Raw genomic sequence first — 13,060 nt, 5'->3', positions numbered from 1 at the left:
ACCCAGTACCCAATCCCCAATCACCAATACCCAATAAAGCCATGTCAAAAAATAAACCTCGTGATGTTCAAGTTTATCCCATAGCTACAGATACAAGAATATTGCGATCGCGCAGTTGGTCAAGGCTCAGATTTGAAATTGAATATGCTCTTGCCAAGGGTACAACTGCTAATTCTTATTTAATTGAAAGCGATAAAACTGCCATTATTGATCCTCCAGGGGAAACGTTTACAGAAATTTATTTAGAAGCCTTGCAGCAGCGTTTCCATCTCGAAGATTTAGATTATGTAATTTTGGGACACATAAATCCTAACAGGGCTGCAACTTTAAAAGCTTTGTTGGAAATTGCTCCACAAATCACATTTGTTTGTTCTAATCCAGGGGCGATAAATTTGCGTGGGGCGCTGGAAAATCCAGATTTGCAAATTCTGGTTATGCGGGGCGAAGAAACTCTAGATTTGGGTAACGGGCATAATTTACAATTTATTCCCACCCCGAATCCTCGCTATGCAGATCAACTCTGCACCTACGATCCGCAAACAGAAATTCTCTACACAGATAAGTTATTTGGGGCGCACGTTTGCGGAGATCAGGTATTTGATGAAGGCTGGGAAGTATATAACGAAGATCGGCGCTATTATTTTGATTGCCTCATGGCTCCCCACGCCCGTCAAGTAGAAACAGCGCTGGAAAAACTAGCCGATTTTCCCGTGAGAATGTATGCCACTGGACACGGCCCTTTGGTGCGCTATGGCTTAATCGAACTGACTAAATCTTATCGAGAATGGAGTCAACAGCAAACTTCTGCTGACTTGACAGTGGCGTTAATTTATGCATCAGCTTATGGAAATACAGCAACCTTAGCCCAAGCGATCGCTCGTGGCATCACCAAAGCTGGTGTGGCTGTAGAATCGATTAACTGCGAATTTACTGAACCAGAAGAAATTCGGGCGGCTGTAGAAAAAGCCGGTGGTTTCATCATGGGTTCTCCAACTCTCGGCGGTCATGCACCGACACCTGTGCAAACAGCTTTAGGAATTGTGCTATCCACCGCGACTAATAATAAACTCGCTGGTGTTTTTGGTTCCTTTGGCTGGAGTGGGGAAGCAGTTGATTTAATTGAAGGTAAATTAAAAGATGCTGGCTATCGGTTTGGTTTTGACACCATCCGCGTGAAATTCAAACCTGACGATGCCACCTTACAGTTATGTGAAGAAGCTGGAACCGACTTTGCCCAAGCACTGAAGAAAGCTAGAAAAGTGCGATCGCAGAGTCTTCCTGCTACTACTGTAGAACAAGCAGTTGGTCGTATTGTTGGTTCTTTGTGCGTTTTGACTGCCAAAGAAGGCGATCGCTCCAGTGCCATGTTAGCCTCTTGGGTAGCTCAAGCTAGCTTTAATCCGCCTGGTTTAACCATAGCCGTCGCTAAAGAACGGGCAGTAGAAACACTGACCCATACAGGAAACAAATTTGTCCTCAATATTCTTAAAGAAGGGAATCATTTGGGGTTGATGAAGCACTTCCTCAAACCTTTTGGCCCAGGACAAGATCGATTTGCTGATGTCGCCTCCCAAGAAGCTGAAAACGGTTCTCCCATACTTACAGATGCCTTGGCATATCTGGAATGTTCTGTACAAAACCGTATGGAATCTGGCGACCACTGGCTAGTTTATGCAACCGTCGAGAATGGCAAATTGTTAGATAATGATGGTGTTACAGCCGTGCATCATCGTAAGTCGGCAACTCATTATTAATCAACTTTGCATAGCTAATCGGATACGATCTAGTCATGGAGTTCGAGTGGGATTTGAAGAAGCACGGTGTCAGCTTTGAAGAAGCCAAAACTGTCTTCGGCAATTCTCTGGCAGTGATCTTTGATGATGAAGCGCACTCTATAGATGAGCAGCAAGAAATCATTATTGGTCACTCTCAACAAAATCTCTTGCTGTTGATTTGTTTCACTGAGCGTTCCAATACTAAGCTAATAGTCCTTTAAATTGCACTATTTTCATAGTAATAAAATCTGCAAACCCTCTCCCTTGCTCCCTGCCCCCCTGCGGTCTCAATGTGCAATCTTATTTGCTTAACAGCTTATCCGTATCATCAGCGCCCGTCTAGCTACTCGAAAGGAACGTGAAGATTATGAACGAAACACCTTTTGAACAATCGCAAAATTCTTCAGATCCCCGACTTCTTCAAGAAGTCGGGGATCTTTTTGTTCATAAATATTTTTCAAATGCTATATCACTACCTACGAATTATCATCTTTACGCTTATCGTAAGGCTCACCTGTAAAAGGTTGTACCCCAGTAGCAGGATAAGCATCATCCGTAGGGCCAAAAATCCGCATTGCTGCTTCAGAAATATACCGAGTTATATTACCAAGGATTTTGGAAATAGCCATAATATTGGACTCCTTATTTTGAGTCGCTTTAATTGTGCTACCTATACTCTAATACCAATATTCTTAGCTGGCTCTACTTCTCAATATATTGAGAATATGTGCAATATTTATTCAGATAACTTTGCAATACTTTAGCTTGTTAAAAAGTCAACTTTTTCTCTCCGATTCTAATTGTAACATAGCTGTTTCTCCAACCCTAGTCGGAAAAAGAGCGAAGCAAAACAAACTTTCTTTGAAAAGATATTTTTCCTTTCATTAGTTGCCTTATCCATTAACATTATTGCTAGCTTTTACTATTAAAAAATATTAAGTATTTTATAAAGTTAGTATAAATTTACCTATGAATCTACTGTTACATAGCAATCTCAGGAAATATCCTTAACGGTAGTTGACATTATTTATGGTAAATATTACCATAAATAAAAGAAGCAGCTTGTAAGGAATCTCTTGCATGACAACTTTGCCAGATTTGGACTATGTATATAAACAGCAAAGCCAGCAGAATCAGGAACTAAACCTCTCGGCTGATGACTACAGCTTGCTGACCGATCTTTACCAATTGACGATGGCAGCTTGTTACACAGGCGAAGGTATAGAACAACGACGGGCAAGCTTTGAATTGTCTGTCAGAAGATTGCCAGAAGGTTTTGGTTATTTAATTGCAATGGGGCTAACGCAAGCATTGGAATATTTAGCCAAAATCCGCTTTAGTGCCTCGCAAATTGCAGCGTTACAAGCAACGGGAATTTTTGCTCATGCAGGCGATCGCTTTTGGTCACTTTTAGCTGAGGGTAAATTTACTGGTGATGTTTGGGCAGTACCAGAAGGGACAGCCGTATTTGCCAATCAACCACTGTTGCGGGTGGAAGCACCACTTTGGCAAGCGCAACTAGTGGAAACTTACCTTCTGAATACGATTAATTACCAGACTTTGATTGCCACAAAAGCAGCACGGTTGCGGGATGTAGCGGGAGAATCAGCAACACTTTTAGAATTTGGCACAAGACGAGCATTTAGTCCGCAGGGGTCTTTGTGGGCGGCGCGGGCGGCGTTGGCAGGTGGGCTAGATTCAACCTCCAATGTGTTAGCAGCGCTACAACTGGGAGAAAAGCCTAGTGGTACGATGGCACACGCCTTGGTGATGGCGCTGTCAGCAATAGAAGGCACTGAAGAACAAGCTTTTAGTGCATTTCATCGATATTTTCCGGGTGCGCCATTGCTGATTGATACCTACGATACCCTTGCTGCTGCCCAGCGTTTGGCTGAAAAAGTAAATTCCGGGGAAATGCAATTGACAGGAGTGAGATTGGACTCAGGAGATTTAGTTACCTTATCAAAACAGGTGCGATCGCTCCTTCCCGGTGTGCCAATTTTTGCCAGTGGCGACTTGGATGAGTGGGAAATTGCCAGGTTAAAAGCTGCTGGGGCGCAAATTGATGGTTATGGATTGGGAACCAGATTAGTTACAGGTTCGCCTGTAAATGGAGTCTATAAACTTGTAGACATTGATGGCATCCCAGTGATGAAGCAGTCGAGTGGTAAAGTTACTTATCCAGGGCGCAAGCAGATTTTTCGTTCGTTTACCGGAGGTAGGGTAAAAGCAGATAGGTTGGGACTTTTAGGTGAAATTGCTTTGGAAGAAGAGCCTTTGTTGCAGTTGGTAGTACAGGAAGGTCAACGGTTGCAACCGTTAGAGTCTTTGGCAACAATTCGTCAACGTACCGCAGCCTCAGTTGCCAGTTTGCCACAACAGGCACGGCTTTTGGATCATCCTGTGGCTGTAGAAGTGGAGATTTCTGAGGGGTTACGGGTGTTGACTGAAGAGACTAAGAAACGAACCGCAGAAGCGCTGAGTACACAGAGGTAATAATTACTCTTTCGGTATGTCTTAATTACGAACTACGAATTACGAATTACGAATTACGAATTACTATGAGAGTTGCTTTGTTTGGTACTAGTGCCGATCCACCAACTGCGGGACATCAAAAAATTCTGAGTTGGTTGTCTGAGCGTTATGATTGGGTAGCGGTTTGGGCGGCGGATAATCCGTTTAAGTCTCATCAAACACCCTTAGAACATCGGGCGGCAATGTTGCGACTGTTGATTGCGGATATAGACGCGCCAAGGCACAATATTGCTTTGGAACAAGAATTAAGTAGCTTCAGAACACTGGAAACAGTAGAAAAAGCCAAGCTTACTTGGGGTGAAGACGCTGAATTGACGTTGATTATTGGTTCAGATTTACTGAGTCAGCTACCACGTTGGTATCGCATTGAAGATTTGTTACAGCAAGTGCAACTACTGATTGTACCGCGACCCGGATATGCAATAGATGAATCTAGTTCAGAGGTAGTGCAAAAGCTGGGAGGGAAAATTGCGATCGCTAGTCTGACCGGTCTAGATGTTTCCTCAACAGCCTACCGCGAACATGGAGATTCTCAAGCCCTCACCGCCCCTGTAGTTGCCTATATTAATCGAGAGCATTTGTACGAATGCCAGGACGTTCACAAAAAAAGATACCAACTCCGTTAAACCAACAACCTTTGGCCGATTTCAAGGTTGGTGTTGATAATGTAATTTTTTCTGTAGATACTGTGCAAAATCGGCTGTTAGTTCTACTAGTAATGCGACAGCAAGAACCATTTCTAAATCATTGGAGTCTTCCCGGTACTTTAGTACGTCCAGGAGAGTCTTTAGAGGATGCCGCCTATCGTATTATGGCGGAGAAAATTAAGGTCAACAATCTCTACTTAGAACAACTCTATACATTTGGCGGGCCAAATCGCGATCCACGGGAAGCAACTGATAGTTATGGTGTGCGTTATCTATCAGTTAGTTACTTTGCCCTAGTGCGATTTGAGGAAGCCGAATTAATTGCCGATCGCATGACTGGTATAGCTTGGTATCCAGTCAAAGAAGTGCCGCAATTAGCTTTTGACCATAATGAAATTCTGGCTTATGGACACAGGCGATTACGAAATAAATTAGAGTATAGCCCGGTGGCTTTTGAAGTCTTGCCAGAAATGTTTACCTTGAATGATTTATATCAGTTATACGCCACAGTTTTAGATGATAACTTTTCCGATTATTCTAATTTTCGGGCGCGTCTACTCAAGTTAGGTTTTTTATGCGATACCGGAATTAAGGTATCACGGGGTGCTGGTCGTCCGGCTAGTTTGTATAAGTTTGACGCGGAAGCATTTGCTCCCTTAAAAGATAAACCCTTGGTGTTTATTTAAGCAATTACTTTACAGAGTCCACATTCCTGCAATACATTTCGGTTAAGATCCCCCTGCCTGCGGCGACTCCCTTAAAAAGGGGGTAGAAGACGGTTATAAGCCTCTCTTTCTAAGGGGGTTGGGGGGATCTTCAAAATATTAAAACGTTAACCGAACCGTATTGCAAAGTCAAAAGTCATAAGTGACTCTTGACAAATGACAAATGACAAATGACTAATGACTAATGACTAAATAATATGAAAATTGCGATCGCTCAAATTAATCCGACAATTGGTGATTTGCTTTTAAATGCCCAAAAAATTCTGGAGGCGGCACAACGTGCAGCATCTAACGGTGCGCGTTTGTTGTTGACACCAGAACTTTCTTTATGTGGTTATCCACCACGAGATTTATTACTAAATCCTAGTTTTGTGAAGGCGATGGGCATCACTTTACAAAACTTGGCTCAAGATTTACCACCAAATTTAGCTGTGTTGGTAGGAACTGTTGAACCGAACCCCAATGCACATATTAGTGGCGGTAAAACCTTATTTAATAGCATGGCTTTGTTAGAAAATGGCACAGTCAAGCAAGTTTTTCACAAGCGACTTTTGCCTACTTACGATGTATTTGATGAACGTCGCTATTTTGAACCAGGTTTGCAAGCTAATTATTTCACTTTAGATAATATCGATATTGGCGTAACTATTTGCGAAGATTTATGGAACGATGAGGAATTTTGGGGCAAACGGAGTTATGCGGTAAATCCAATTGCTGACTTAGCAATTCTGGGTGTAGATTTGATTGTAAATTTGTCTGCTTCACCCTACACAGTCGGCAAGCAGCAGCTTCGAGAAACAATGCTCAGTCATAGTGCAGTACGTTTTCAACAACCGATTATTTATGCTAATCAGGTTGGTGGAAATGACGATTTAATTTTTGATGGGTGTAGTTTTGCCTTAAATCGCCAAGGTGAAATTATATCTCGCGCCCGTGGTTTTGATACCGATTTAATGGTGGTCGAATTTGATGAGGTACAAAGCGATTTACTATTGGGTTCTGTAGCACCTGTTTATGAATCAGAAGATGAAGAAATTTGGCAAGCTTTGGTTTTGGGAGTGCGAGATTACGCCCGCAAGTGTCGCTTTTCTAAAGTAGTTTTGGGTTTAAGTGGCGGGATTGACTCTGCAATAGTAGCTGCGATCGCCACGGCTGCACTTGGTAAAGAAAATGTCTTGGGTGTTCTCATGCCTTCCCCTTATAGTTCGGAACATTCCATTAGTGATGCTTTGGCATTAGCCGAAAATTTGGGGATTAAGACTAATCTTTTACCAATTGGCGACTTAATGCAAGGCTTCGATCAAACATTAGGTGATTTGTTTGCGGGTACTGAGTTTGGAATAGCTGAGGAGAATATTCAATCTCGGATTCGGGGTAATTTATTAATGGCGATCGCTAATAAATTTGGCTATCTGCTTTTATCTACAGGTAACAAGTCAGAAATGGCAGTTGGTTACTGTACTCTTTACGGCGATATGAATGGCGGGTTAGCGGTGATTGCAGATGTTCCTAAAACGCGTGTGTATTCACTTTGTCATTGGTTAAATCGCAATAATGAAATCATCCCGCAAAACGTTTTGACTAAAGCACCCAGCGCCGAACTCAAACCAGGTCAAGTGGATCAAGACTCTCTCCCGCCTTACGAAATTTTGGACGATATTTTGCAACGCCTGGTTCACAACCACCAATCAGCAGTGCAAATTGTTGCAGCCGGTCACGATCCGGTGATTGTAGATAGAGTAATTCAAATGGTGGCACGGGCTGAATTTAAACGGCGACAAGCACCCCCCGGATTGAAAATCACCGATCGCGCCTTCGGAACTGGTTGGCGAATGCCAATTGCTAGTAACTGGGTTGGTGTCAAAAAGGCTTACCAAACTAAAACTACAGCTACACCTAACCTTAGTTTGTTGTGATGGACAAAATGCTCATCCGCAAATCAAGTATAGCGGTTATCAGTCTTGTGAGGTACAGTAGCAGCAGTGAGTAAACCAACCCAGCAAATTCTCTATTGTCACTTCTGCGAATGCCGTATCTAATGCCTGGAGTAAATCAGGGTATGTCCTTGCACCGATGCGACGGAGAATGTTCTTAATCTTGGACCAACAATTCTCAATCGGTGAAAAATCGGGAGAATAGGGGGGGAGATAAATGAGATGAGCGCCAGCAGCGATGAGCAAAGCTTCAAGTTCATCACTTTTATGGATTGAGCAGTTATCCATGATCACCACTGCACCAGGCCAAAGTTTGGGTACGAGCTTTTGGGCGATGAAGGCATCAAAAGTCAAAGCATCGATAGAACCTAAGCCACTCCATTGGGTGAGCAGTCCTTTCAAGCTAATTGCACCAATTACCGAGACATTTTTCCCTTTGCGGTTGGGCTTTTGAGCATAGGCCCGAAGGCCAGGCAAGGCGCGGGCACATTTGCGGATGAAGGACAGATTAACTCCCGATTCATCTAAGAAAATCAGCTCTTCGACGGGTATCCCCCTCAAGAGTTTCCAGTACTCAAATCGGGCTAGTTGGACTTCATCACTACCTTTTTTGTGAGGTGGAGACTTTTTTTTGAGGTTGAGGTGAAGTTTCCAGCGAACCATCCGATTCACCGTAGCTACCCCAATTAAGACCTCTGTTTTCTCGTAAAGTCGTTCCCGCAATTCGCTTAACGTCGCATCGGGCTGTGCTATGACGAGTTGGCGCAGGATTTCTAACTGTTCAGCATTCAACTTTGTTGCTGTCTGCTCAGTCCGCACCTTGGGGCCTATCATCCCCAATTCTCGATGGCGTTTGAGTAAATTTTGCACAAAACTTAAGGTGACACCAAAGTTTTTAGCCAGTTTTCGTTGGGAAATGTCACCGCAGGCATAAGCATCAACTATTTTTTGACGCAAGTCGAGAGAGTAGGCTTTCATCACCACCAATTATCAGTAGAATTGCTCTCTCCTACTGTACTGAAGTAGACTGATAACCGCTATAATTAGTTATCAAACCTCTTTGTACTTTGAACTTTTATTAAAGTCTGTCCCTCTCCGCATCGGAGAAGGACAGGTTTTGCGTAGTAAAATCTTTTTTATTAGGCTGATTCAACTTGATATGAGCGCAGCAGATTTATTCCTAACCTTGCACAAGCTATCTCGTGCAGATAAACTCAAGGTCATGCAGTTTTTAGTTCAAGAATTAGCGACAGAAGAAGAAATATCCTCGTTACAGGCAGAGGGGTCACTTATCATGTGTGGTCTCCCTATAATTCCCATGAAGCTGCTAATAAACTAGCTGCACTGCTAGAAGAAGACAGGTAAACGATGATGCGATCCGATCGCTCCACCTCAAAGCTTCATCATTCCACCTCTGAACTCGAAAGTTGCACCTTTGAACACGAGTTGTCGAGTTAAAAGAGCGATCGCTTAACCTTTAACCCTGGAAGTTGCGCCTTTTATCCTCAAAGTTGCACCTTTTACCCTGGAAGTTGCGCCTTTAACCCTCAAAGTTGCACCTTTTACCTTCATCATTCTACTTCTGAACTTAAAGCTTGCATTTCAGAACACAAATTATCGAGTCAAAAGGGCGTAAGTCTAGCCAGTCGGAGACATTGCTCAACCTCTAAACCCAACCAATAGGTTATTTTTACTCATCTAAACGCTGTGCGATCGCATTCAGCAACTCCTCAAAGTCTGATTCGCTGTGAATATCAGGGGTGAGGGTGTTCATATCTTTTAGCAGGTTAGTCAGTTCTGCGATCGTATTGCGAATCTCGGTGTATTGGTCAATTTCTTCACGAAACCCCTGTAAATTAGCTGCGGAAACGCCTTTCATCCCTTCATCTAATTCTTTAATTTCGTCTTCCCAATGCTTGATATATTTAAGCCTTGCAAGAGGTTTATAAATTTGGGCATCCGCTAACACAATAGGGAAAATTCGATTATAAAACTCTCCATTTTTAGCAATTTGCACTAGCTCAAACATACAATTAGGGGACTTTAAATATTTGTCACTAATAATTGCGATCGCACATTTACCGCGTCCAATCCGTTCCATGAAAGATTTAATCAGTCCTTTGTAACCCAAATTGCGTTTATCCCTGATGATTTTGATTCCTTTTGCCTGCAAAGTCTCATCCAATTGATTGACAAATTGCTCACTTTCTCCACCCCAAGCATAAGAAATGAAAATTTCCTTCTCGAATTCTGCTGTAGATGGACGAGTTACCACGCAATTTTCTTCTTGCTTGTATTCACGCTGTCGTTCCTGTCGTTCTTCTTTGAGTTCAATACCATCAAGCAGTTGTCGAGCATTGAATGGTTCTATCAAACCTGGGGGAATGATAGGTAAGTTCTTCTCTTCATAAGCAAGTAGGTTTTTATAGTCCACAACAATATTCGGGTGTCCCGGAATCGGTACTTTCTCTTCTGGTAGCAACCCTTTAATAGTTTGGTGGATGGCATCAAATTGACAACGGATCATTGCTAGTAATTCTCGGCGAGTGGACGATGAGCCGCTGATGATAATAAAGATTTTGCGGTCTTCCTGATCACTTTTGACAAGTGCCCGATTACCAAGGTGTTTGAGAACAATACCGCTACGCCACCAAGTCTGGCGATCGCTGTTGTGGTGCATCCGTACAATAAAGCGGGAGATGATACTGTTAGGGAGGACGCTGTAATGATACTGGAATGCCAAACCATTTTCCCAATTCCCTGTCGCGGGTTCTTCTTTAGGCAACAAGTCGGGGATGAGGAAGCGATCGCCGCTGCCATCCTCTAACGGAAAGCAGAGTTCAAACTTCCGCATCATATCGACAATGAATAATGGCTTATTGCCAGGATAGCGGGAGTTATCCAAAATCCGGTTAAGTTGAGTGCGATCCAGAATACCCCGAAATTCAGTCATCAGCCGATTATCGTTGAGAATCTTGTAAACTCCGTTCGTCACCCATTCTGGATTTAAAACTCCCATGTCTGCCAAACGCGGATCATCCCGGAAATTTAGAACGATACCAAGTTGATGCAGAAGTTCAATTAGTGTAGTTTGGCTTAATGAATCGCTGACTTGCTCCTCCTGAGACAGACTTTCGTATTCACTATAGGGAATGTAGTCCTGTTGCATCTGTTCCAAGCGGGTTTTGACCTGAAACCAGCTTTGAGGTAATGGGTCGTGAATGTGATCTAAATTGGCAATTTGGTTAGTAATGGCTGACTGCAATTGCTCTAAACCTTCCCCAGTCTGACAAGATATAGACATAATGCCTTTAATAGCAGGGTATTTCTGGCACAAGCCGCGCTGATCGATGTCGAGGGGATGTTGGTCAATTTTGTTGCCAACGATCAAAATAGGGGAATCGTTGCTAAAACTCTGAATAATCTTGAGCCAGTATTCTAGTTTGTTTTGCAGTTCATCTACACGAGAATCAAGCACCAGCAGATAAAGGCTGCGTTTGGTAAGAAAGAACTGGTGGGTAGCGTGCATAATTTCTTGTCCACCAAAGTCCCACACGTTGAGCCGGATTAATTGATCGTTAACAGGAATGTGCCAGTTTCTAATATTGATGCCTTCGGTCTTGCACTCATGGGCGTTGTAGCAGTTATCGATTAGCCGTTTAACAAGAGAGGTTTTACCAACACTACCCTGACCAACTAGTAGCATTTTGGCTTCATTGAGAGCCTTTTTCTGTTCTTTCTGAAGTTGGAAAAAATAGTTGAGGATCGTGGATAATTCGCCAGGATTTCTGCGGTGATCAGATGGTCCTAAAATTTCAGGTGGAATAGGAAGTTTGTTACCTCTTAGGTCTAATCTTTTGAGCTTGGTGAGTTGCCAGATTTCTTTAGGTAGTGTATCTAAAAAATTGTTGCGAAGGTTTAATCTGCTCAGTTCAAAAAGCTGCTCAATCCCATCAGGCAGCATTTTTATTCGTCCATCACGTAGGTCAAGTACAGTCAAGTTGGTGAGTTTCCATGTTTCTACAGGCAAAGTTTCTAGCTTACTATTACTAAGCTTGAGTTCTTCTAATTTAGTAAGTTGACCAATTTCTGCTGACAACATCGTCAGTGGATTGTTGTTGAGGTCAAGCTCACGGAGGTTGAGGAGTTCACCAATCTTTGCTGGCAGTGTCTTTAGTTGATTGTTGCTGAGGTTAAGCCCACTAAGGTTGAGCAGTTGACCAATCTCTGCTGGCAGCGTCGTCAGTTGATTGTTGTGGAGGTAAAGCTGACTGAGGTTAGTGAGTTGACCAATCTTTGCTGGCAGCGTTGTCAGTTGATTGTTGTGGAGGTAAAGCTGACTGAGGTTGATGAGTTGACCAATCTCTGCTGGCAGCGTTGTCAGTTGATTGTTGCTGAGGTAAAGCTGACTGAGGTTGATGAGTTGACCAATCTCTGCTGGCAGCGTCATCAGTTGATTGTTGCTGAGGTTAAGCTGACTGAAGTGAGTGAGTTGACCAATCTCTGCTGGCAGCGTCGTCAGTTGATTGTTGCTGAGCCAAGCTGACTGAGGTTAGTGAGTTGACCAATCTCTGCTGGCAGCGTCGTCAGTTGATTGTTGTGGAGGTAAAGCTGACTGAGGTTAGTGAGTTGACCAATCTCTGCTGGCAGCGTTGTCAGTTGATTGTTGTGGAGGTAAAGCTGACTGAGGTTGATGAGTTGACCAATCTCTGCTGGCAGCGTTGTTAGTTGATTGTTGTGGAGGTAAAGCTGACTGAGGTTAGTGAGTTGACCAATCTCTGCTGGCAGCGTTGTCAGTTGATTGTTGCTGAGCCAAGCTCACTGAGGTTGGAGAGTTGACCAATCTCTTCTGGCAGCGTTGTTAGTTGATTCGAGTGGAGGTAAAGCTCACTGAGGTTGGAGAGTTGACCAATCTCTTCTGGCAGCGTTGTTAGTTGATTCGAGTGGAGGTAAAGCGCTTTGAGGTTTATGAGTTGACCAATCTCTGCTGGCAGCGTTGTTAAGCCTTTGGCATAAAGGACTAATGTTGCCGACTTGTTTCTGGCAGCTTGTTTAATAATTTGCAGCAGTTCTTCATTAGTCATTTCGGATTTTACAGAGGCGATGCCTGACGACGAGTTGCTGCTTGGACGCGCAGCAGAGAAATTCAGCTAATTAATAATGTAGCCTGTATGAAGTATTGCATTGAAGCAATGTGCAATCTAGCAGCCAGAGAATATTTTTCACATCTTCCAGTACAACTTTATACTCATCATTTTTATGTGTATCTTCTAAAGATTACGGAAAAAATTTCATATATATTCCCAATAAATAGTTTTTTATTGAGTATCATCTCTGTAAATTTTTGCGTGCCCAATCATAAATTAATAGTAAAAATTGTGACATTCTGCTTCAGGCCGGAGTATTGTTTCAGACAACATCAATTTTTAAAATGATGTTTATAC

11 protein-coding genes and 1 pseudogene are annotated in these 13,060 nt (G+C 42.9%); 7 read left to right on the top strand and 5 right to left on the bottom strand.

The annotated features are described in order from the left end of the window. Nucleotides 1-41: 41 nt before the first annotated feature. Together FBB35_RS02190 and FBB35_RS02185 are read left to right on the top strand one after the other, a co-directional pair. Entirely contained in the window at nt 42-1,754 is a 1,713-nt protein-coding gene (locus FBB35_RS02190) for a diflavin flavoprotein (protein WP_174708286.1), read from the top strand. A gap of 35 nt (nt 1,755-1,789) precedes the next feature. After that, the gene (locus FBB35_RS02185) at nt 1,790-1,996 is read left to right on the top strand and encodes a BrnT family toxin (protein ID WP_174708285.1); all 207 of its coding nucleotides are present in this window, start codon (nt 1,790-1,792) and stop codon (nt 1,994-1,996) included. 255 nt (nt 1,997-2,251) lie between these two features. Here the strand turns inward: FBB35_RS02185 and FBB35_RS02180 are convergent, their stop codons facing one another. Then, nucleotides 2,252-2,404 (bottom strand): hypothetical protein, encoded by a 153-nt coding sequence (locus tag FBB35_RS02180; protein WP_174708284.1) that lies wholly within the window; start codon nt 2,402-2,404, stop codon nt 2,252-2,254. A 451-nt stretch (nt 2,405-2,855) separates the two neighbouring features. Here FBB35_RS02180 and FBB35_RS02175 point away from each other — a divergent pair, with 451 nt between their 5' ends. From FBB35_RS02175 to FBB35_RS02160, 4 genes are all read left to right on the top strand, one after another. Beyond that, nucleotides 2,856-4,271 (top strand): nicotinate phosphoribosyltransferase, encoded by a 1,416-nt coding sequence (locus FBB35_RS02175; protein ID WP_174708283.1) that lies wholly within the window; start codon nt 2,856-2,858, stop codon nt 4,269-4,271. Nucleotides 4,272-4,336: 65 nt separating this feature from the next. Continuing rightward, nucleotides 4,337-4,936, top strand: a complete 600-nt coding sequence (locus FBB35_RS02170; RefSeq protein WP_174708282.1) for a nicotinate-nucleotide adenylyltransferase — start codon at nt 4,337-4,339, stop codon at nt 4,934-4,936. Then, entirely contained in the window at nt 4,897-5,643 is a 747-nt protein-coding gene (locus FBB35_RS02165) for an NUDIX domain-containing protein (RefSeq protein WP_174708281.1), read from the top strand. The genes FBB35_RS02170 and FBB35_RS02165 overlap by 40 nt, the downstream gene beginning before the upstream one ends. 236 nt (nt 5,644-5,879) lie before the next feature. Next, complete coding sequence (locus tag FBB35_RS02160) at nt 5,880-7,598, top strand: NAD+ synthase (protein WP_174708280.1); 1,719 nt, start codon at nt 5,880-5,882, stop codon at nt 7,596-7,598. A 39-nt stretch (nt 7,599-7,637) separates the two neighbouring features. On the opposite strand, the gene FBB35_RS02155 is transcribed toward FBB35_RS02160, so the two are convergent. After that, the gene (locus tag FBB35_RS02155; RefSeq protein ID WP_174708279.1) at nt 7,638-8,594 is read right to left on the bottom strand and encodes an IS630 family transposase; all 957 of its coding nucleotides are present in this window, start codon (nt 8,592-8,594) and stop codon (nt 7,638-7,640) included. Between the two features lie 181 nt (nt 8,595-8,775). On the opposite strand from FBB35_RS02155, the pseudogene FBB35_RS34205 reads away from it, so the two are divergent. Beyond that, nucleotides 8,776-8,981, top strand: a pseudogene (locus tag FBB35_RS34205) (hypothetical protein). Between the two features lie 325 nt (nt 8,982-9,306). Here FBB35_RS34205 and FBB35_RS02150 read toward each other — a convergent pair. From FBB35_RS02150 to FBB35_RS34195, 3 genes are all read right to left on the bottom strand, one after another. Beyond that, nucleotides 9,307-12,066 (bottom strand): COR domain-containing protein, encoded by a 2,760-nt coding sequence (locus FBB35_RS02150; RefSeq protein WP_174708278.1) that lies wholly within the window; start codon nt 12,064-12,066, stop codon nt 9,307-9,309. 68 nt (nt 12,067-12,134) lie between these two features. Further along, complete coding sequence (locus tag FBB35_RS34200; RefSeq protein ID WP_254625965.1) at nt 12,135-12,392, bottom strand: leucine-rich repeat domain-containing protein; 258 nt, start codon at nt 12,390-12,392, stop codon at nt 12,135-12,137. Nucleotides 12,393-12,409: 17 nt separating this feature from the next. Continuing rightward, nucleotides 12,410-12,700 (bottom strand): hypothetical protein, encoded by a 291-nt coding sequence (locus FBB35_RS34195; RefSeq protein WP_174708277.1) that lies wholly within the window; start codon nt 12,698-12,700, stop codon nt 12,410-12,412. Nucleotides 12,701-13,060 lie beyond the last annotated feature (360 nt).

Source organism: Nostoc sp. TCL240-02 (assembly GCF_013343235.1).
Taxonomy (GTDB): Bacteria; Cyanobacteriota; Cyanobacteriia; order Cyanobacteriales; family Nostocaceae; genus Nostoc.
The sequence above is the reverse complement of the archived record's forward strand: the minus strand, read 5'-3'. Positions and strand labels throughout refer to the sequence as shown.

What these genes read in the sequence shown, in the direction of transcription:
- FBB35_RS02190 (WP_174708286.1), top strand. Translation starts at nt 42, where the DNA reads ATGTCAAAAAATAAACCTCGTGATGTTCAAGTTTATCCCATAGCTACA.
- FBB35_RS02185 (WP_174708285.1), top strand. Translation starts at nt 1,790, where the DNA reads ATGGAGTTCGAGTGGGATTTGAAGAAGCACGGTGTCAGCTTTGAAGAA.
- FBB35_RS02180 (WP_174708284.1), bottom strand. Translation starts at nt 2,404, where the DNA reads ATGGCTATTTCCAAAATCCTTGGTAATATAACTCGGTATATTTCTGAA.
- FBB35_RS02175 (WP_174708283.1), top strand. Translation starts at nt 2,856, where the DNA reads ATGACAACTTTGCCAGATTTGGACTATGTATATAAACAGCAAAGCCAG.
- FBB35_RS02170 (WP_174708282.1), top strand. Translation starts at nt 4,337, where the DNA reads ATGAGAGTTGCTTTGTTTGGTACTAGTGCCGATCCACCAACTGCGGGA.
- FBB35_RS02165 (WP_174708281.1), top strand. Translation starts at nt 4,897, where the DNA reads ATGCCAGGACGTTCACAAAAAAAGATACCAACTCCGTTAAACCAACAA.
- FBB35_RS02160 (WP_174708280.1), top strand. Translation starts at nt 5,880, where the DNA reads ATGAAAATTGCGATCGCTCAAATTAATCCGACAATTGGTGATTTGCTT.
- FBB35_RS02155 (WP_174708279.1), bottom strand. Translation starts at nt 8,594, where the DNA reads ATGAAAGCCTACTCTCTCGACTTGCGTCAAAAAATAGTTGATGCTTAT.
- FBB35_RS02150 (WP_174708278.1), bottom strand. Translation starts at nt 12,066, where the DNA reads ATGACGCTGCCAGCAGAGATTGGTCAACTCATCAACCTCAGTCAGCTT.
- FBB35_RS34195 (WP_174708277.1), bottom strand. Translation starts at nt 12,700, where the DNA reads ATGACTAATGAAGAACTGCTGCAAATTATTAAACAAGCTGCCAGAAAC.